An 18,739-nucleotide genomic window follows, 5' to 3' on the forward strand; every position below is an offset into this window, starting at 1 on the left:
CGCCCTTGCGGTTGATCCGGTAACGTGTTCTCATGCGCACTCCGCAGGCCGGCACCGGGCCCACCCCCGCCGCCCTCCCCGGCGACGGCGACGACCACGTGGCGATCCCGGTCCCGCCTCAGGCGGGCCGGGCCTCCTCCGGCGTCCGCACCCGCAGCCAGCACCAGCGGCGCAAGCGCATCGTGCAGGCCGCGGCGGCCCTGGCCTCGCGGGGCGGCGTCGAGGCGATGCAGATGCGCACGGTCGCCGAGCGGGCCGGGGTCGCGCTCGGCACGCTCTACCGCTACTTCCCCTCCAAGATGGACCTCGTCGTCGCGGTCGTCTCCGAAGAGATCGACCTGCTGGAGAGCAGCATCGAGCGACGCCCGCCTCGCGCCGAGACCGCCGCCGGGCGCGCGGTGGACGTCCTCATGCGGGCCACCCGCGGCCTGATGCGCGAGCCCGAGCTGGCCGACGCGCTCATCCGCTCGCTGATCATGGCGCAGGTCGAGGTGCCGTTCGGCGACCGCATGGCCGGTCTGCTGCTGCGGGTGTCCCGGGACGGCCTGTCGGTGGAGACGGCGAGCGAGGAGCAGTTCGCCCTGGCCGGCTCGCTGTCGGGGGTGTGGGTGAACGAACTGCTGGAGATGCTGCGCGGGCGGCGCACCTACGAGCAGATCCAGCGGCGCATCGAGATCGCCGCCGCGCGCCTCCTGGCCGACTTCGACTCCTAGGCCTCCGGCGGCCGAACGGCGCCCCCGAGCTCCTCGCACGGCGCCTCGCGCGTCCGGACTCCGTACTCGGGCGGCTCGGTCACCGCGCACGCCGGACCGCCTGCCGCGCAGGGGGTTCCGCGCCAAATTAGAACCGGTTACAGTCACGGCGGAACGAGGTTCCGACTCGCGACCCGAGGAGTCCGCATGGGCAGGCCGGTGATCGTCGAAGCCGTACGCACCCCGATCGGCAAGCGCAACGGCTGGCTCGCCGCGGTCAAACCGCAGGCCCTGCTCGCGGAGGCGCTGCGCGGGCTGGTGCGCAGGTCGGGCATCGATCCCGCGCTGGTCGGCCAGGTGTTCGCCGGGTGCGTGACCCAGGCCGGCGAGCAGGGCGGGCACGTCGGCCGGCACGCCTGGCTGTACGCCGGGCTGCCGTACCAGACCGGAGTGACGACGGTGGACGCCCAGTGCGGCTCCTCGCAGCAGGCCGTGCACCTGGTCGCCGCGCTCATCCAGGCCGGAGTGATCGACGTGGGCGTGGCCTGCGGCGTCGAGGTGATGAGCCGTCAGCCGCTCGGCAGCAACGTGCTGCCCGCCGACCCGCGCCCGGCCGACTGGTCGATCGACCTGCCCGACCAGTTCACCGCCGCCGAGCGCATCGCACGCCGCCGCGGGCTCACCCGCGAGGCGCTCGACCGGTTCGGCGCCCGCTCCCAGCGACTCGCCGCCAAGGCGTGGGCCGACGGCCGGTTCGAGCGGGAGGTCGTCCCGCTCACCGTCCCCGTGCTCGGCGAGGACGGCGCCCCGACGGGTGAGACCCGCGCCGTCTCGCGTGACCAGGGGCTGCGCGAGACGACGGCCGACGCGCTGGCACGGCTGCGCCCGGTGCTCGGCGCGGACGCCCTGCACACGGCCGGCACCTCGTCGCAGATCTCCGACGGGGCGGCGGCCGTGCTGCTGATGAGCGAGGAGGCCGCCGCCCGGCACGGCATGCGGCCGCGCGCCCGCATCCTGGCCCAGGCGCTGGTGGGCGCCGAGCCGTACTACCACCTGGACGGGCCGGTGGACGCGACCACCACGGTGCTCGCCATGTCCGGCATGACGACGCGGGACATCGACCGGTTCGAGGTGAACGAGGCGTTCGCCGCCGTGGTGCTCTCATGGGCGGCGGTCCACGAGCCGGACATGGCACGGGTCAACGTGAACGGCGGGGCGATCGCGCTCGGCCACCCGGTGGGCGCGACGGGCGCCCGGCTGGTCACCACCGCGCTGCACGAGCTGGAGCGGTCGGACTCCGCCACCGCCCTGGTGACGATGTGCGCCGGCGGTGCCCTGGCGACCGCTACCATCCTGGAACGCGTCTGACACCAGGGGTCCACCGGCGGCGGGCTTCCGGGGCCGGGGATCCACCGGGAGATCCACGGCGGCGAACCCGGTGCTCCGGGTTCTCGCGGCGGATTCACAGGTGCGTCATATTCACCTCTTAGACTCGGAGAGACATCCGATGTTTTCGGGGGACGTGCGAACCAGAGGTGGTGACTCCGTGGCGGTCACGGACGCTGCGATCGACAAGATCAAAGAGATGATCGTCTCCGGCGAGCTGGGCCCTGGGGCACGGCTGCCCAAGGAGGCCGATCTCGCCGAACGCCTCGGCCTCTCCCGCAATTCGCTCCGCGAGGCCGTCCGCGCGCTCTCGCTGATCAACGTGCTCGACGTACGGCAGGGCGACGGCACGTACGTCACCAGCCTGGAGCCGCACCTCCTGCTCGACGCCATGTCCTTCGTGGTCGACTTCCACCGCGACGACACCGTGCTGGAGTTCTTCCAGGTGCGCCGCATCCTGGAGCCGGCCGCCACCGCGATGGCGGCGCTCGCCATGACCGACGAGCAGGTGGCCGAGCTGGGCGCGACCCTGGACCGGCTGCCCCCCGACCCGAGCGTCGAGCAGCTCGTCGCCAACGACCTCGACTTCCACCAGCAGATCGCCAAGGGGTCGGGCAACAACGTCCTGTGCTCGCTGATCGAGAGCCTGTCCGGGCCCACCACCCGGGCCCGCGTCTGGCGCGGCCTCACCCAGGAGGGGGCGAATATCAAGACGCAGGAGCAGCACGCCGCGATCTACGAGGCGATCGCCGGGCGCCGGCCCGAGATCGCCCGCGCCTGGGCGACCGTCCACATCGCCGGCGTCGAGGAGTGGCTGCGCCGCGCCCTCTGAGCCGCCCGGCGCGCGGCCCCCACCACAGTGACCCGTCCTACAGCCCGGACGGCGCGCCCCTCCTGGCGACGACGAGCGAGACCCTGGACATCTCCGGGTGTGCCGTCCCAGCGCCTGTGCGGGAGCATTGACGTCACCACCGCCGACAGTGGGCCCGGTATGTGTCCGGCACCCCCTGCCGTCCGCCCTGCGCGTGCGCACCGATCGTGGTAGGGATGTGACCTGTGTCCACTGTCGCCGCCCTCCGCCCCGGTGATCCCGAGCGGCTCGGCGAGCTCCGGCTGACCGGCCGGCTGGGCGAAGGCGGCCAGGGAGTGGTCTACCTCGGCGTCACCCCGGAGGGCGGCCGGGTCGCGGTGAAGCTCATGCGCACCCGGCTGGACGAGGAGCGGGCCCGGCGGCGGTTCGCCGGCGAGGTGGCGGCGATGCGGCGGGTGGCGCCGTTCTGCACGGCCCGGGTGCTGAACGCCGACCTCGACGACGACCGCCCCTACATCGTCAGCGAGTACGTCGAGGGCGCCTCGCTGCAACGGCACGTGACCGCCCAGGGTCCGCTCGTGGAAGGCGCGCTCGACCGGGTGGCGGTGGGCACCGCCACCGCGCTGGCCGCGATCCACGCGACCGGGCTCGTCCACCGCGACTTCAAGCCCGGCAACGTGCTGCTCGGCCCGGACGGGCCGCGGGTCATCGACTTCGGCATCGCACGGCCGGCCGGCACGGCGACCACCACAGCGGGCACGCTGGTCGGCACACCCGCCTATCTGTCGCCGGAGCAGCTCAGGGGCGAGCGGGCCGGGCCGGCGGCGGACGTGTTCGCCTGGGCGCTGACCGTGGCCTTCGCCGCCTCCGGACGGCACGCCTACGCCGCCGCGAGCTACGAGGCCACCCTCGGCCGCATCCTGTTCGGCACGCCCGATCTCGGTCCGCTCGCCGGTTCGCTGCGCGAGATCGTGGTGGCCTGTCTGGTGGCGGACCCGGCGGGCCGGCCGAGTGCCGAGGAGGCGCTGCGTCATCTCATCGGCGCCCGGCCGGTGGCCGCCCCGGCGCCGTCCGGCGGGGTGCTGGAGACCGGGGCGACCGTGGCGGCCGGACGCCCCGCGACCGGCCGGACGGTCGAGGGCCCTGCCGGGGCGGTCGAGGGCGACGGGCGTGCCCCTGAGGGGCCGGCGGCCGTACGAGGGTGGCGCCGGAGGTGGGTGCTCGGCGGGCTCGCGCTGGTGGCCGCGCTCGCGGCGTTCGGCACCGTCCGATGGGCGTTGGACACCGACGGCGGGGAGGCGACGAGCCGGTTCGCGTACGCGGGCACCTGGACGGGTGCCGCCGAGCACCCGGCCGCGGGCCGGGTGTTCCCGGTGGAGATCCGCCTGCCGGACGGCGCGGGCGGCGTCATGCGCTGGGGCGCCGACCTGCACTGCACGGGCCGCCTCACCCGGACGGAGCCGATGGTCTACCGCCTGGACGACGTCAGCGGCGACCAGTGCCATCCCGGCGTCCTGCGCCTGTCCCCACGCGACGCGGAGCGGTTGGCGTTCCGCGTGACCGACTCTGGAGACGACGACGCCTTGCGCTACGCGGGCACGGCGGCGCGCATCTCCTGACCGGCCGGGCCGCCTGAACGAGCGACGATGGCGACGCTCCCCGTACGACGCGGGCACGGCCGCCCGGAGAGAAGACCGATGGCGGTGCCCACGTCATAGGGCCTCCCGGCCGGCCCAGAGCCCGCGGGCGGGAGGTCGCGGGTCAGAAGTCGACGTTGACGCAGGCCAGGCGGGGGCCCGCCTGGCCCGCGTGGCCGGGGCCGGTGTGGGTGTGCTCGGCGTGGATGACGACCGAGTGCGGGTGCCGGTCGCGGAAGCCCTGCTCCATGACCGCGCGGGAGGCGCCGTTGCCCTGGGCGTCGGTGGCCAGGTCGAGCCAGATCTCGTTGCGCGGGTTGGCGTACTTGGGGTCCACCGAGGGGGTCACCGGGTCTCGCATGTGCTGGTAGTGCGGCCCGGCGTCCTCGCCCTTGGCTCCGCAGGCGTTGGTGTGCACGTGGGCGCCGTACTTGCGGCCCGGCTGGAGCCCCTGCACCCGGAGCTGGACGCTGCCGGTGCCGGCGCCCTCGCCCGGCGGGACGTGGGCGACGGCCACGGCGGCGCCGGCCGGGACGAGTTTGGGGTCGTAGGTGACCGCGACCTGCCCGGGCTTGTAGCCGGCGAACGTGCCGAGCACGAGGACCGGCTCGGACGGCCGCTCCCGGCTCGGCCCGGCGGGCACCGCCCCCTGGGACAGCACCGCCAATGGGATGACCATCGCCATCATTCCCGCACGCACCGGCCTCATGAAGCTCTCCCTATCGCGTTCGGACGACCTCTCACCAACATTTGCGGATATACCCGACGTCTTAGTAAAAAGGGCCAATATAACGCCAGGAATCAGCAATCAGTGGAGCCGGCCGACCATTCCTCCGGTCTTTATATCCGGACATAGTCGGCCATATCTCAACGAAATCGCCATACACGATGAACCACGACCCGGCGGTCTTTCCGCAGGTCGCACCCGGCTCGGTGGTCAGACCTGCAGGGCGTAGGCCGCGCGGGCGGTCGCGTCGAAGACCTGGTCGCGTTCCCCGTCGGAAAGGCCGGCGGTGAGCGCGCGGGCGAGCTCCACCACCTGCCCATAGGTCGCGGCCAATTCGCACACCGGCCAGTCTGTACCGAACATGACCCGCGCGGGGCCGAAACAGCCGAGAACGTGGTCGGCGTACGGGGCGATGCGCGGGGCGTCCCAGTCGCGCCAGTCGGCCTCGGTCACCAGACCCGACAGCTTGCAGGTGACGTTCGGCGCGGCGGCCAGCGCCTTGATGTCGGAGGCCCACGGCTCGGTCGTGCCCGAGGCGATCGACGGCTTGGCGGCGTGGTCCAGCACGAACCGGACCTCCGGCAGGTCGCGCACCAGGTCACGGGACGGAGGGAGCTGGTCCGCCCGCACCAGCAGGTCGTACGCCAGGCCCGCCGCGCCGACGGCCGCGATGCCGCGGCGCACGTCGGCCCGGTGCAGGAACCCCGGGTCCGTCTCGTCCTGCACCCCGTACCGGATGCCCACCAGCAGGTCGCCGCCGGGGCGGGTGCGCAGCCGGGCGATCTCGCCGGCGACGTCCGGGGCGGTGATGTCCAGCCAGCCGACCACTCCGGCCACCAGGCCGTCGGAGGCCGCCGCGGTCGCGAGGAACTCCTCGGTCTCGGCGGTCGAGTCGGTGGTCTGCACCAGCACGGTGTGCTCGACGCCGGCCGCCGCGGTCTCCCGCCGCAGGTCATCCAGGAGGTAGGGCCGGCGGATCGAGGCCAGTTCCTCCGCCGCCAGCCACGCGTACTCGCGTGCGGTGGTGTCCCACAGGTGGTGATGGGCGTCGATCATGCTGCGCTCTCCATGCGGAAGGGATCGGTGGATGCGGTGCCTCGGTCCGGCCGCCGGTACGCGGACCGGGAGGCGGCCGGTCGGCGCGTGGGCCGGGCGCTCGAGCCGGACGCGGGCCTCAGCCGGCGGGGATCAGCTTCTCCTCGGCGAGCGCCGTCCACAGCTCCGCCGGCACCGGTGCCGCGGCCAGCGCGGCGTTGCGCTCGACCTCGGCCGCCGAACGTGCACCGTACACCACGCAGGTCACGGCCGGGTGCCGCAGGGGGAACGCCAGCGCCGCCTGCGGCAGCGTCACGCCGTACCGCTCGCAGACGGCGGCGATGCGCCGCGCCCGCCCGGCCAGATCGTCCGGAGCGGGGGCGTAGTCGTAGGTCCCGGTCGCCTCGTGGGTGGCGAGCAGGCCGCTGTTGAAGACGCCCGCGGCGAAGACCGCGACGCCGCGCTCCTGGCAGAGCGGCAGCAGCCGGTCGGCGCCCGACTGGTCGAGCAGGGTGTAGCGCCCGGCGAGCATGACCACGTCGAGGTCGGTCTCCTCGACGAAGCGCTCCAGCATCTCCCATTGGTTCATGCCGGCGCCGACGGCGCGCACCACACCCTGGTCGCGCAGCTCGGCGAGGGCCGGGTACGCCTCGCCGACGGCCTGCTCCCAGTGGTCGTCGGGGTCGTGGATGAGTGCGATGTCGACCGCGTCCTGGCCGAGCCGCGCAAGGCTCTCCTCCAGCGACCGGCGCACGCCGTCCCGGGAGAAGTCCCACACCCGGCGGTGGGAGGCCGGCACGTCGAAGCCCTGGTCGTCGCGCGCCGCCTCGTCCGGCCCGCCGGGGACGATCAGCCGGCCGACCTTGGTGGACAGGACGTAGGAGTCGCGGGGCCGGTCGCGCAGGGCGGCGCCGAGGCGGCGTTCGGACAGCCCGAGCCCGTAGTGCGGCGCGGTGTCGAAGTACCGCACACCGGACGCCCAGGCGGCGTCCACCGTCTCGGCGGCCTGCTCGTCGCCGACGGCGGCGAACAGGTTGCCGAGCGGCGCCGCGCCGAGCCCGAACCTGCCGACCTGGACGCCACGCCCCACGGTCCGGCTCTCCATCGTCTCTCCTCCTCGTTCCGCCCCCGGTCGTGCCCGTGCCGGAGAACCTACATCTCCCACACCAGCCGCATGCCGGTGTCGGCCGGGTCGAAGTCGCCTTCGAGCAGCCGGTTCATCTGGCGCTGCCATGCCTGGTTGGCGGCGCTGCCGGCCAGCTTGCGCTGCATGGCGGCGTAGTCGTCGACCTCGACGTAGTGGAACAGGTCCAGGCCGTCGCGCCAGATCTTCCAGGTGTGCACGCCGGCCTCGCGCATATCGGCCTCGAGGTCGGGCGGGATGGTGGCGTGCTCCCGATCGTAGGTCTCCTCGGCGCCGGGCCGCAGGCGGGTGCGCAGGGCGAGGCGCTGCATCAGTCCTGTGCCTTTCCGGTGGTGAGCCGGGCGAGCATCAGCGCGATGAGGATGATGCCGCCGTAGATCGCCTGGATCCACTGCGCGGAGACGCCGGCCAGGGTGAGGATGTTGTTGATCAGGCCGAGGACGAGCACACCGCACAGCGCGCCGAACAGCGTGCCCTTGCCGCCATCGAGGCTGATCCCGCCGATGACCGCCGCGGCGAACACCGTGAAGATCATGCCGTCGCCCTGGGCGGCGGCGACCGACCCGAGCCGGCCGGTCATGAGCAGGCCGGCCAGCGCGGCGAGCAGCCCGGCGACCACGAACACCGTCCACATCACCCGGTCGGTGCGCACGCCCGCCGCGCGGGCCGCGTCGGCGTTGCCGCCGATCGCGTAGACCGCGCGCCCGTGCCGGAAGTACCCGAGCGTGACGATGCCGGCGGCGTAGGCCACGGCGCAGATCCAGACGGACGCCGGCAGGCCGAGCCAGCGGGCGTTGCCCAGGTAGAGGAAGGACTCGGGCAGCGCGAAGAGGTTCTGCCCGCCGGTGAAGCCGATCTGCAGGCCGCGCAGCACGATCAGCATGCCGAGCGTCACGATGAACGCCGACAGCTTGAACCGCAGGATCAGCAGCGCGTTGAACGCCCCGACGAGCATGCCGATCAGCAGGCAGATCGGGACGCCGAGCGCCACCGGCAGATCGGTGCCGAGGCCGTTGGAGGCGGCCGGGATGACCAGCGCGACGCCCAGCGCGGGCGCGAGGCCGACGGTGGACTCCAGCGACAGGTCGAACTTCCCGGCGATCAGGATGATCGCCTCGGCGAGCACAAGCAGCGACAGCTCGGTCTGCTGCTGGAGCACGTTGGTGAGGTTGTCGGCGCTGAGGAACGCCGGCTCGATCAGCGCCCCGACGACGATGAGCACCAGGATGGCCGGGACCAGCGCGAGGTCGCGGAACCGCGCGAGGCCCAGGCCGTTGTGCCCGCCGCCCGGCGGGGGCGCTTTGTCCGGGGATCCGCCGGGGCTGCCCGGAGAGGCCACGGTCGTTTCCGTCATCGTGCGTCGACACCTTCCATGACGGCCACCAGCTCGGCGTCCGCCCAGCCGCGTGGCACTTCCTTGACGATCCGTCCGTGGAACATCACGACGACCCGGTCGCAGATGCGAAGGTCGTCCAGTTCGTCGGAGACGAGGACGGCGCCCGCGCCGCGTTCGGCGGCGTCCTCTACCGCGCCGAGCAGAGCCTGCTTGGCACGTACGTCCACTCCGGCGGTGGGGTCGATGACGACCAGCGCCGTGGGGTCGTCGGCGAGCGCGCGGGCCATGACGACCTTCTGGGCGTTGCCGCCGGACAGGTCCTGGACCGGCTGCGCCGGCCCGGTCGTCTTGATGGCCAAGTCCTCGATCATCTTCTCGGCGCGGGCGCGGCGCCGGGACGGGGACACCGCGCCGAAGCGGCCGAGCTTGTGCGCGATCGGCATGGTCGCGTTCTCGCCGATCGACAGCAGCGGCACGAACCCTTCCTTGTGCCGGTCCTGCGGGACGAAGCCGAGACCGGCGCGCAGCGCCGAGGCGACGTCCCCGGGCCGGGTGCGGGTGCCGTTGACGGTGACCGTGCCGCTGTCGGGAACACGCAGGCCGACCAGCGCCTCGGCCAGCCCGACCTTGCCGCTGCTGCCCGAGCCGGCGATCCCCACGATCTCGCCGGCCCGGACGGTCAGGTCGACCTCCTGGAAGCGACCGGCCATGGTCAGCTTCTCGGCGGTGAGCACCGTGGGCGCGGCCGTGCTCGTGGTCCGCGCCCTGGCCTGGTAGCCGGCGGCGGCCTCGCCGGTCATGGCCGCCACCAGCTCGTCGTGCGGCAGGTCGTCCACCGCGCTGGTCAGCACGTGCCGCGCGTCGCGGAACACCGTGACCGACTGGCAGACGCGGTAGACCTCCTCCAGGTGGTGCGAGATGAACATCATGGTCACGCCCTGCTCGCGCAGGGCGCGCATGCGGTCGAACAGCCGCTCGATCGCCGGGCCGTCGAGCTGCGCGGTGGGCTCGTCCAGGATGATGAACCGCGCGCCGAACGACAGCGCCCGGGCGATCTCCAGCAGTTGCCGCTGTTCGACGTCGAGGTCGCCCGCCATGCGGCCGGCGTCCACCGCCACCCCGTACTGGTCGAGCAGCTCGTTCGCCCGCGACCGCAGTGACCGCCAGTTGATCGGCCCGCCGGCCGACTGCCGGTTGAGGAAGAGGTTCTCCGCGACGCTCAGCGTGGGGATGATCGTGGACTTCTGGTACACGCAGGCGACCTGCCGCCGCCAGCCGTCCCGGTCGGCGAGCGGCGGGGCGAGTTGACCGGCGAACCGGACCTCGCCCGTGTCGGGCCGCTGGAGTCCGGTGAGGATGGACACCAGCGTCGACTTGCCGGCGCCGTTGCGACCGACCAGCGCGTGCGTCTCGCCTTCGGCGATGACGATGCCCGCGTCAGCGAGCGCCGTCGTCGCCCCGAAGCGCTTGGTGATGTTCCGGGCCTCGACGGCCGGGATGGCGGATGGCGACATCATTTGACCTGGTTGCCCCAGAGATTCGGGTCGTCCACGTTGTCCTTGGTGACCAGCGGAGCGGGGAGCTGGTCCTCCAGCCGGCCGCCGCCGACGTCGACGATCGTGCTGTCGTGGTCGGTCGCGCCCGGGGCGAACGTCTTGCCCTCCAGCGCCGCCTTGGCGTAGAACAGCGCCCACTTGGCGTAGGTGTCGGCCGGCTGGGAGACGGTGGCGTCGATCTGCCCCTCCCGGATGGCCTTCAGCTCCTGCGGGATGCCGTCGTTGGAGACGATGAAGATGTGCTTGGGATCGGTCGGCGGCACGATCAGATTCTTGGACTTCAGCAGCTGCAGGGTGGGCGCGAGGAAGGCGCCGCCGGCCTGCATGTAGATGCCGTTGATGTCCGGGTGCTGGGTGAGCCGGGTCTGCAGCGCGGCCGACGCCTTGGTGCCCTCCCATTCGGTGGGCTCGGCGAAGACCGTGATGCCGGGGTAGTTCGCCTTCATGCACTCGGCGAACGCCTCGGACCGGTCCCGGCCGTTGACCGACGACAGCGAGCCCTGGAACTCCACGACCTTGCCCTTGCCCTTGAGCTGGTCGCCGAGGAACTTGCAGGCCTTCTCGCCGTAGGCGCGGTTGTCGGCGCGGACGACCATGAAGGTCTTGCCCTTGTCCGGGCGGGTGTCCACGGTGACCACCGGGATCTTCTTGCTGTCGAGCTGGTCGAGGGTGGTGGCGATGGCGCCGGTGTCCTGCGGGGCCATCACGATCGCCTTGGCGCCCTGGCTGGTGAGCGCCTGGACGTTGGAGACGAGCTTGGCGACGTCGTTCTGCGAGTTGGTCGGCGGCATCAGGTCGATGCCCAGCTCGGTCGCCATCTGCGGCACGTACTTGTTGTAGGAGTTCCAGAAATCGGTGTCGGCGCGCGGGAAGTCGATGCCGACCTTCCCGCCGCCGGCGGCGGCCGACCCGCCTTCGGAGGGGGCCGTGGTGCCGGACGATCCCGACGATCCGCACGCCGTGAGGGTCAGGCAGGCGGTGAACAGGGCCACACAGGCGGTGGCCGTCGATCCTCTTCTCACTATTGTGCCTCGATTCGAGCTGTGTTTCAGGGGGGTGCGAGGGCTGGTGCTCAGGAAGGTGTGAGGGTTTCGGGTCGGGCGGTGGTGCGGGGAGGTTGCAGGGACGGAGCCTGGGCCCCGTCAGGTCTTGGGGCGCAGGCGCAGGCCCTGCACGCCGCCGTCCACGGCGAGCACCGTGCCGGTCACGCCGGCCGCCAGCGGGCTCGCCAGGTAGGCGATGGCCGCGGCGACCTCCTCGGCGCTGATCAGGCGGCCCAGGGGCTGCCGCCCTTCCAGCGCGCGCCGCTCGGCCTCAGGGTCGGGCGCGACGGCGAGCAGCCGCCTTACCCAGGGGGTGTCGGCGGTGCCGGGGTTGACGCAGTTGACACGGATGCCCTCGCCGATGTGGTCGGCGGCCATGGCAAGCGTGAGCGACATGATCGCGCCCTTGGACGCGCTGTACAAGGCCCGGTCGGGCAGCCCGGCCGTCGCCGCGATCGAGCAGGTGTTGACGATCGCCGCGTGACCGGACGCGCGCAGGTGCGGCAGCGCCGCCCGGGTGACCCGGACGACGCCGAGCAGGTTGACGTCCAGGACGCGGAACCACTCCTCGTCGGGGTTGCTCTCGATCGTCCCGATCGCGCCGATGCCGGCGTTGTTGACCAGGACGTCGATGCCGCCGAGCCGCTCGGCCACCGCCTCGACGGCCGCGCGGACGGCGCCGTCGTCGGTGACGTCGGCCTTGACGCCGACGAACGGCTCGCCCGGCGGGTCGAGGTCCAGGCAGGCCACCCGGGCGCCGCGCTCGGCCAGCAGCCGGGCGGTCGCCAGGCCGATGCCGGAGCCGCCGCCGGTCACCAGCGCCGTGAGGCCGTCGAACTCGCTCACGCCACTCCGCCCCTGACGGTCTCTTCGGCCCAGACGCGTCCGCCCGGGTAGGCGTAGGCGCTGATCGACTCGGGGTGCATGGCCGCGCTGAAGCCGGGCGCGAGCGGGGCGAGATAGCGACCGTTCTCGATCACCACCGGGTCCGCGAAGTGCTCGTGCAGGTGGTCGACGTACTCGATCACCCGGTCGCGCCGGCTGCCGCTCACCGCGACGTAGTCGAACATGGCCAGGTGCTGCACCAGCTCGCACAGGCCAACGCCGCCCGCGTGCGGGCAGACGGGCACGCCGAACCGGGCGGCGAGCAGCAGGATCGCGATGTTCTCGTTGACGCCGCCGACTCGGGCGGCGTCGATCTGCAGGACCGACATCGAGCCCGCCTGCAGCATCTGCTTGAAGATCACGCGGTTCTGCACGTGCTCACCGGTGGCCACCTTGACCGGCGCGAGGGCGCGGGCGATGGTGGCGTGGCCGAGTACGTCGTCGGGGCTGGTCGGCTCCTCGATCCAGTACGGCTCGTACTCCTTGAGCGCGTTGACCCAGGTGATCGCCGTGCCGACGTCCCAGCGCTGGTTGGCGTCGATCGCGATGCGGAAGTCCGGCCCGCACACCTCGCGGGCGATGCGCATGCGCCGCACGTCGTCGGCGAGGTCGGCGCCGACCTTGAGCTTGATCTGGGTGAAGCCGTCGGCGATCGCCTCGCGGCACAGGCGGCGCAGCTTGTCGTCGTCGTAGCCCAGCCAGCCCGGCGAGGTGGTGTAGGCGGGGTAGCCCTCGGCCTTGAGGCGGGCGATGCGCTCGGCGCGTCCCGGTTCGGCGCGGCGCAGGATCTCCAGCGCCTGGCCGGGGGTGAGCGCGTCGCCGAGGTAGCGGAAGTCCACCAGCGAGACGAGCTCCTCGGGGGACATCTCGCCGAGCAGCAGCCACAGCGGCTTGCCCTCGATCTTGGCCTTCAGGTCCCACAACGCGTTGACGACCGCGGAGATCGCCATGTGCATGACGCCCTTCTCCGGGCCGAGCCAGCGCAGCTGGGAGTCGTGCACCATCTCCTTGTACAGGGCGCCGAGGTCCTCCGGGCGCCGGCCGACGACGTAGGGCTCCAGGGCGGCGATGGCGGCGGTCTGCACCTCGTTGCCACGTCCGATGGTGAACGCGAAACCGTGCCCGTCGACGCCGCTGTCGGTGCGCAGGACCACGTAGGCGGCGGAGTAGTCGGGGTCGGGGTTCATCGCGTCGGAGCCGTCCAGCTCCAGGGAGGTGGGGAACCGGATGTCGTGGGTCTCCATCGCGACGATCAGCGGCAGGTCGCTCATGCCTGACCCACCGTCTGCCGCTGCCGGCCGAGGCCGTCGATCTCCAGCTCCACGACGTCACCGGCGCGCAGGAACGGCTGGCCGGGCATGCCGAGGGCGACCCCGGCGGGCGTGCCGGTGTTGATCAGGTCGCCGGGCTCCAGGACCATGAACTGGCTGAGGTACCGCACGACCTCGGCCACCTCGAAGACCATGTCCTTGGTGCCGCCGTCCTGGCGCAGCTCGCCGTTCACCCACAGCCGCAGGCCGAGGTTCTGCGGGTCGGGCACCTCGTCGGCGGTGACCAGCCACGGGCCGAGCGGGTTGAAGGTCTCGCACGACTTGCCCTTGTCCCACTGGCCGCCGCGCTCGAGCTGGAACTCCCGCTCGGAGACGTCATGGGAGAGCACGTACCCGGCGACGCAGGCCAGGGCCTCCTCATGCGAGTCGAGGTAGCGGGCGGTGCGGCCGATGACGACGCCGAGCTCGACCTCCCAGTCGGTCTTGACGCTGCCGCGCGGGATGAGCACCTCGTCGTACGGCCCGACGACCGTGTTGGCGGCCTTCATGAAGACGACCGGCTCGGCGGGGATGGGCGCTCCGGTCTCGGCCGCGTGGTCGCGGTAGTTCAGGCCGATGCACACGATCTTGCCCGGCCGGGCGAGGGGGGCGCCGGTCCTTGCGGTGGCGTCCTCGCCGATCAGCGGCAGGTCGCCGTCCCGCAGGGCACTCGCCACCCGCTCGATCTGTCCCGAGGCGAAGAAGTCCCGGTCGAAGTCGGCGCCCGGTCCGAGCAGGCCACGCAGGTCGCGCGGGCGTCCGGCGTCGTCCAGGACGGCGGGCCGTTCCCCTCCGGGCGGTCCGACTCGCAGCAGCTTCACGCAACTCCCTCACATTCATCGGATGTGTTGAATGAGAACACTACGCAAAGACGCGCGCACGTCAAGGGGGGGCCGGGTGTGCGTCACTTATTCATCCGATGCCTCGGCTCGTCGTTACCCAACCGAGGCACCGGCCCGCGCGACGTTCCCGCCACAGCCTGCCGGGGTCTCGTACCCTGGCCGCAGCGGCCGGAATCGCCTGTGGCGGCGGGGGTCTGCACACCTCCGGCGTGCCTTGACGCGCCCCGGCACCCGTAATAGAACACGTTGCATAAAAGTCCGACCAAGCGCTTGATCGATCCCCCAGGCGGTCACATGGAAATCAACCTCGTCGACCAGGACCAGTACGCACGGGCCGGCGCTCCGCACGACCAGCTCCGCTGGCTGCGCGCCAACGAGCCGGTCCACTGGCACGAGGGCGAGCAGGAGCCGGGCTGGCCGGGGTTCTGGGCGGTGACCAGGCACGAGGACGTCGTGCACATCTCGCGGCGCTCGGAGCTGTTCTCCTCGGCCAAAAAGCTCGCCCTGTTCGACGAGATGCCCGAGGAGGCGCGCGCCCTCCAGCGCCTGATGATGCTCAACCAGGACCCGCCGGAGCACACCCGCCGCCGCTCGCTGGTCAACCGCGGCTTCACCCCGCGCCAGATCGGCGTCCTTGAGGAGCACATCCGCGACATCTGCCACGCGCTGGTCGACGAGGCGCTGGCCAAGGGCGGCGCCGACTTCGTCACCGACATCGCGGCGCCGCTGCCGCTGTACGTCATCTGCGAGCTGCTGGGCGCGCCGGTCGAGGACCGCGACAAGCTGTTCCAGTGGTCCAACCGCATGATCGGCGCGGACGACCCCGACTACGCCGCAAGCCCCGAGGAGGGCGGCGCCGCGGCGATGGAGGTCTACGCCTACGCCAACCGGCTCGCCGCCAAGCGCCGGGAGGAGCCGGGCGACGACCTGGTCACCAAGCTGCTGCAGCCCGGCGAGGACGGCGAGTCGCTGACCCAGGACGAGTTCGACCTGTTCGTCCTGCTGCTCGTCGTCGCGGGCAACGAGACCACCCGCAACGCGGCCTCCGGCGGCATGCTCGCCCTGTTCGAGCATCCGGAGCAGTGGGAGCGGCTGGTGCGCGACCCCTCGCTCGCCCGCACCGCGGCCGACGAGATCGTCCGCTGGGTGTCGCCGGTCAACCTCTTCCGCCGCACCGCCACCCGGGACCTCACCCTGCGCGACAAGCAGATCAAGGAAGGCGACAAGGTCGTGGTGTTCTACTCCTCGGCCAACCGCGACGAGGACGTCTTCGACCGGCCCGCGAGCTTCGACATCGGCCGCGACCCGAACCCGCACATCGGCTTCGGCGGCGGGGGCGCCCACTTCTGCCTGGGCAACCACCTGGCCAAGCTGGAGCTGCGCGTGCTGTTCGAGGTGGTGGCCGAGCGCATGCCCGGCCTGCGCCGGTCCGGCGACGCCAAGCGCCTGCGCTCGTACTTCATCAACGGCATCAAGACCCTGCCCGTCCAGGTCTGAGCGCGGCTCCCGGCCGCGGCCCCGGATGTCCGTCTCGTCCCCGCCGGCCCCTGCGCCGCGTCATGAAAGTTTCGCGGCGCGGGCAGGAGGGCGACGGAGGTCTCCGGGGAGCGACGGCGTTCCCCCAGGTCAGGTGCGCAGGAGTACCCGCGCGAGGGAGAGTTGGCACACTCTCGCTTGTCAGGGATTTGCCGGATATATCAGGGTGTCCTGGTGATGGAACGGACGCCACCCCGCGAACCCCTGCAGGCGGCCCCCGGTGCCGGGGACGCCTCCGACGTCCCCGGCGGTACGGACGCCCCCGTACCGGCACCGCCCACCGGCGGAACCGCGAACGGAACCGAGGCCGGGAACGAAGCCGCGACCGCGAACGGAACCGAGGCCGGGACGACGACCGCGAACGGGACCGGGGCCGCGAACGGGACCGCCAATGGCAGCGGAGCCGCCCCCGGCGCCGCCGCCGACCCGGCCGGGACCGCGAACGCGAACGCCGGCACCGCGGTCCTGGAGCCGGAGCCACACGCCGAGGCAGGCCCGGCCGAGGGGGACGCCGTCCCCGGCGCGCAGGAGCAGCCTCGGGCCGCGTGGTGGCGGTGGCGGCCCCAGTGGCTGACCGACCGGACCGACCGGGCCGCGCTGCTCATCTGGCTCTGCTCGCACGCCGGCTTCCTGATCTACGCCTACCTGGCCGCCCCGGGCCGGACCACCGACCCGTTCCTCAACCGGCTGACCCGCTGGGACGCCGAGAACTTCATCGCCATCGCCGAGTGGGGCTACGACGGCCCGCCCGGGATGCAGGACAGCGCCAAGCTGCCCGCGTTCTTCCCCGGCATGGCCCTGCTGATCCGGCTGCTGCAGCCCATCGTGCACGACGGCCGGCTGGCCACCGTACTGATCTCGCTGGTGGCGAGCGCGGTCGCCGCCGTGGCGCTGTCGCGGCTGGCCGAGCACACGTTCAAGGGCAGCGGCACGTTCGCGGTGGCCGCCCTGTTCCTCAGCCCGTTCGCCGCCTTCCTCTACACCGGGTACTCCGAGTCGCTGTTTTTGGCCCTGGCCTTCCCGGCCTGGCTGCTCGCGCGCAAGGGCCGCTGGGACGACGCGGCGATCTGCACGGCGGCGGCGGCCTCGGTCCGCATCAGCGGGCTGTTCCTGGCGCTCGGCCTGGTGGTGTTGTACCTGGTGGCGCAGAACGGCCGCAGGTCGCCGGAGAACCGGCGCCAGTGGCTCTGGCTCGGCCTCCCCGCCGTCCCGGTCGGCCTGTACACCCTTTACCACTGGACCCGCACCGGTGACCTGCTGGCCTACAACAGCGTGCAGGCGCAGTACTGGGGCCGGCACGCGGTGTGGCCATGGGAGGCGTTCCTCAACACCCTGGGCATGTCCGACGACGTGCCCTCGCTCACCACCTCCTACTACGAGGAGATCATCGCGGCGGCGGTGCTGCTCGGCGTGGCGATCTGGCTCGCCGTGCGCCGGCGCTGGCCCGAGCTGGCCTACATGGTCCCGCAGGTGCTGTCGTTCCTCACCCTGTCGTCGTTCTACCTGTCGATCGGCCGGGCGTCGCTGACCTGGTTCCCGCTGTGGCTGGCGCTGGGGTACGCGGGCGTGCGGCGGCCATGGCTGTTCTGGACGATCATGGCCATCATGCTGCCGGTCATGGCGATCAACGTCGGCAACTTCACCACGGGTGCGTGGATCGGCTGACCCGGTGTCAGGGCCAGGAGGAGTCCTGCTCGGGGTCGGCGCCCTCCGACAGCAGGCGCAGGTCCGCCTCGACCATCATGGCGACGAGCTCCTCGAAGCTCACCGTGGGCTCCCAGCCGAGCTGGACCCTGGCCTTCTTGGGGTCGGCGCACAGCAGGTCCACCTCGGCGGGGCGGTGCAGCGCCTGGTCGGCGACCACGTAGCGCTCCCAGTCGAGCTGGGCCGCCTCGAACGCGGCGATGACCAGCTCGCGCACCGACTGGGTGCGCCCGGTGCCGATGACGTAGTCCTCGGGCACCGGCGCCTGCAGCATGAGCCGCATGGCCCGGACGTAGTCGCCGGCGTACCCCCAGTCGCGCCGCGCCGAGAGGTTGCCCAGGCGCAGCTCGGTGGCCAGGCCGAGCTTGATGCGCGCGGCGCCCAGCGTCACCTTGCGGGTGACGAACTCCGCGCCGCGCCGGGGCGACTCGTGGTTGAACAGGATGCCGGAGACGGCGAACATCCCGTAGGACTCGCGGTAGTTCTGGGTGAGGAAGTGCCCGTACGCCTTGGCCACGCCGTAGGGCGAGCGCGGGTGGAACGGCGTGCGCTCGTTCTGCGGGGTCTCGCGCACCTGGCCGAACATCTCCGACGAGGACGCCTGGTAGAACCTGATCTGGCCCGAGCCGGGGGTGCGGGAGGCGGTGATGCCCGAGCACACCCTGATGGCCTCCAGCATGCGCAGCACGCCCATGCCGGTCACCTCGGCGGTCAGCTCGGCCTGCTCCCAGGACATCGGCACGAACGAGATGGCGCCGAGGTTGTACACCTCGTCCGGCTGGACGCGCTCGACGGCGCTGATCAGCGATCCCTGGTCGAGCAGGTCGCCCCGGACGAGCTGGACGTCCTGCAGCAGCCGGCGGACGCGGGAGACGCGGGGGTTGGCCTGGCCGCGCACCAGGCCCCAGACGTCGTATCCCTGGTCGAGCAGGTGCTCGGCGAGGTAGGAGCCGTCCTGCCCGGTGATGCCAGTGATCAGCGCACGCCTGGCCAACGGGTCCTCCTTGTTCTCCGGTCTCGGCAGCCTGTACTGCTTCGTCCGGACTGTGAGCTGTAAGACGCGAATGTACCGCCAAGGGGTGCGCCAAGCGCTAT

General features: G+C 72.2%; 17 protein-coding genes. 6 read left to right on the forward strand and 11 right to left on the reverse strand.

What is annotated here, in order from left to right; translation table 11 throughout:
- Window positions 1-32 precede the first annotated feature (32 nt).
- The 4 genes from IEY93_RS06295 to IEY93_RS06310 all read left to right on the forward strand — a co-directional run bounded on the left by IEY93_RS06295 (window position 33) and on the right by IEY93_RS06310 (window position 4,508).
- Window positions 33-713, forward strand: a complete 681-nt coding sequence (locus IEY93_RS06295; protein ID WP_189162002.1) for a TetR family transcriptional regulator — start codon at window positions 33-35, stop codon at window positions 711-713.
- A gap of 186 nt (window positions 714-899) precedes the next feature.
- The gene (locus IEY93_RS06300) at window positions 900-2,060 is read left to right on the forward strand and encodes a steroid 3-ketoacyl-CoA thiolase (protein ID WP_189162003.1); all 1,161 of its coding nucleotides are present in this window, start codon (window positions 900-902) and stop codon (window positions 2,058-2,060) included.
- A gap of 178 nt (window positions 2,061-2,238) precedes the next feature.
- Window positions 2,239-2,910, forward strand: a complete 672-nt coding sequence (locus IEY93_RS06305) for a FadR/GntR family transcriptional regulator (RefSeq protein WP_189162004.1) — start codon at window positions 2,239-2,241, stop codon at window positions 2,908-2,910.
- Window positions 2,911-3,134: 224 nt separating this feature from the next.
- Entirely contained in the window at window positions 3,135-4,508 is a 1,374-nt protein-coding gene (locus IEY93_RS06310) for a serine/threonine-protein kinase (protein ID WP_189162005.1), read from the forward strand.
- 142 nt (window positions 4,509-4,650) lie between these two features.
- Here IEY93_RS06310 and IEY93_RS06315 read toward each other — a convergent pair whose 3' ends face one another.
- The 10 genes from IEY93_RS06315 to IEY93_RS06360 all read right to left on the reverse strand — a co-directional run bounded on the left by IEY93_RS06315 (window position 4,651) and on the right by IEY93_RS06360 (window position 14,383).
- A complete protein-coding gene (locus IEY93_RS06315) occupies window positions 4,651-5,235 on the reverse strand; it encodes a superoxide dismutase family protein (RefSeq protein ID WP_189162006.1) in 585 nt (194 codons plus the stop codon).
- A gap of 228 nt (window positions 5,236-5,463) precedes the next feature.
- Window positions 5,464-6,309 carry an amidohydrolase family protein gene (locus IEY93_RS06320; RefSeq protein WP_189162007.1) on the reverse strand — a complete coding sequence of 282 codons (846 nt, stop codon included), beginning with the start codon at window positions 6,307-6,309 and terminating at the stop codon, window positions 5,464-5,466.
- Between the two features lie 118 nt (window positions 6,310-6,427).
- A complete protein-coding gene (locus IEY93_RS06325) occupies window positions 6,428-7,393 on the reverse strand; it encodes an aldo/keto reductase (protein ID WP_189162008.1) in 966 nt (321 codons plus the stop codon).
- 47 nt (window positions 7,394-7,440) lie between these two features.
- Window positions 7,441-7,743, reverse strand: coding sequence for an L-rhamnose mutarotase (locus IEY93_RS06330; RefSeq protein WP_189162009.1), 303 nt, complete (start codon window positions 7,741-7,743; stop codon window positions 7,441-7,443).
- The gene (locus tag IEY93_RS06335) at window positions 7,743-8,786 is read right to left on the reverse strand and encodes an ABC transporter permease (protein WP_189162010.1); all 1,044 of its coding nucleotides are present in this window, start codon (window positions 8,784-8,786) and stop codon (window positions 7,743-7,745) included. The genes IEY93_RS06330 and IEY93_RS06335 overlap by 1 nt, the downstream gene beginning before the upstream one ends.
- Window positions 8,783-10,285 carry a sugar ABC transporter ATP-binding protein gene (locus tag IEY93_RS06340; protein ID WP_229690902.1) on the reverse strand — a complete coding sequence of 501 codons (1,503 nt, stop codon included), beginning with the start codon at window positions 10,283-10,285 and terminating at the stop codon, window positions 8,783-8,785. Before IEY93_RS06340 ends, IEY93_RS06335 begins: the two co-directional genes overlap by 4 nt.
- Complete coding sequence (locus IEY93_RS06345; protein WP_229690903.1) at window positions 10,282-11,346, reverse strand: sugar ABC transporter substrate-binding protein; 1,065 nt, start codon at window positions 11,344-11,346, stop codon at window positions 10,282-10,284. The genes IEY93_RS06340 and IEY93_RS06345 overlap by 4 nt, the downstream gene beginning before the upstream one ends.
- A gap of 120 nt (window positions 11,347-11,466) precedes the next feature.
- Window positions 11,467-12,213 carry an SDR family NAD(P)-dependent oxidoreductase gene (locus tag IEY93_RS06350; RefSeq protein ID WP_189162011.1) on the reverse strand — a complete coding sequence of 249 codons (747 nt, stop codon included), beginning with the start codon at window positions 12,211-12,213 and terminating at the stop codon, window positions 11,467-11,469.
- Window positions 12,210-13,523 (reverse strand): L-fuconate dehydratase, encoded by a 1,314-nt coding sequence (locus IEY93_RS06355; protein WP_189162012.1) that lies wholly within the window; start codon window positions 13,521-13,523, stop codon window positions 12,210-12,212. The genes IEY93_RS06350 and IEY93_RS06355 overlap by 4 nt, the downstream gene beginning before the upstream one ends.
- Entirely contained in the window at window positions 13,520-14,383 is an 864-nt protein-coding gene (locus IEY93_RS06360) for a fumarylacetoacetate hydrolase family protein (protein ID WP_189162013.1), read from the reverse strand. The genes IEY93_RS06355 and IEY93_RS06360 overlap by 4 nt, the downstream gene beginning before the upstream one ends.
- Window positions 14,384-14,698: 315 nt before the next feature.
- Here IEY93_RS06360 and IEY93_RS06365 point away from each other — a divergent pair, with 315 nt between their 5' ends.
- Entirely contained in the window at window positions 14,699-15,901 is a 1,203-nt protein-coding gene (locus tag IEY93_RS06365; RefSeq protein ID WP_189162014.1) for a cytochrome P450, read from the forward strand.
- A gap of 216 nt (window positions 15,902-16,117) precedes the next feature.
- The gene (locus IEY93_RS06370; RefSeq protein ID WP_189162015.1) at window positions 16,118-17,605 is read left to right on the forward strand and encodes a mannosyltransferase family protein; all 1,488 of its coding nucleotides are present in this window, start codon (window positions 16,118-16,120) and stop codon (window positions 17,603-17,605) included.
- 7 nt (window positions 17,606-17,612) lie between these two features.
- On the opposite strand, the gene IEY93_RS06375 is transcribed toward IEY93_RS06370, so the two are convergent.
- Entirely contained in the window at window positions 17,613-18,638 is a 1,026-nt protein-coding gene (locus tag IEY93_RS06375; RefSeq protein ID WP_189162016.1) for a GDP-mannose 4,6-dehydratase, read from the reverse strand.
- Window positions 18,639-18,739 lie beyond the last annotated feature (101 nt).

It is taken from the genome of Sphaerisporangium melleum, from assembly GCF_014646695.1.
GTDB classification, from domain to species: Bacteria; Actinomycetota; Actinomycetes; order Streptosporangiales; family Streptosporangiaceae; genus Sphaerisporangium; species Sphaerisporangium melleum.

Coding starts and splice junctions, on each gene's coding strand:
- IEY93_RS06340 (WP_229690902.1), bottom strand. CDS start 10,285: ATGATGTCGCCATCCGCCATCCCGGCCGTCGAGGCCCGGAACATCACC.
- IEY93_RS06330 (WP_189162009.1), bottom strand. CDS start 7,743: ATGCAGCGCCTCGCCCTGCGCACCCGCCTGCGGCCCGGCGCCGAGGAG.
- IEY93_RS06315 (WP_189162006.1), bottom strand. CDS start 5,235: ATGAGGCCGGTGCGTGCGGGAATGATGGCGATGGTCATCCCATTGGCG.
- IEY93_RS06320 (WP_189162007.1), bottom strand. CDS start 6,309: ATGATCGACGCCCATCACCACCTGTGGGACACCACCGCACGCGAGTAC.
- IEY93_RS06295 (WP_189162002.1), top strand. CDS start 33: ATGCGCACTCCGCAGGCCGGCACCGGGCCCACCCCCGCCGCCCTCCCC.
- IEY93_RS06335 (WP_189162010.1), bottom strand. CDS start 8,786: ATGACGGAAACGACCGTGGCCTCTCCGGGCAGCCCCGGCGGATCCCCG.
- IEY93_RS06370 (WP_189162015.1), top strand. CDS start 16,118: ATGGAACGGACGCCACCCCGCGAACCCCTGCAGGCGGCCCCCGGTGCC.
- IEY93_RS06365 (WP_189162014.1), top strand. CDS start 14,699: ATGGAAATCAACCTCGTCGACCAGGACCAGTACGCACGGGCCGGCGCT.
- IEY93_RS06300 (WP_189162003.1), top strand. CDS start 900: ATGGGCAGGCCGGTGATCGTCGAAGCCGTACGCACCCCGATCGGCAAG.
- IEY93_RS06355 (WP_189162012.1), bottom strand. CDS start 13,523: ATGAGCGACCTGCCGCTGATCGTCGCGATGGAGACCCACGACATCCGG.
- IEY93_RS06325 (WP_189162008.1), bottom strand. CDS start 7,393: ATGGAGAGCCGGACCGTGGGGCGTGGCGTCCAGGTCGGCAGGTTCGGG.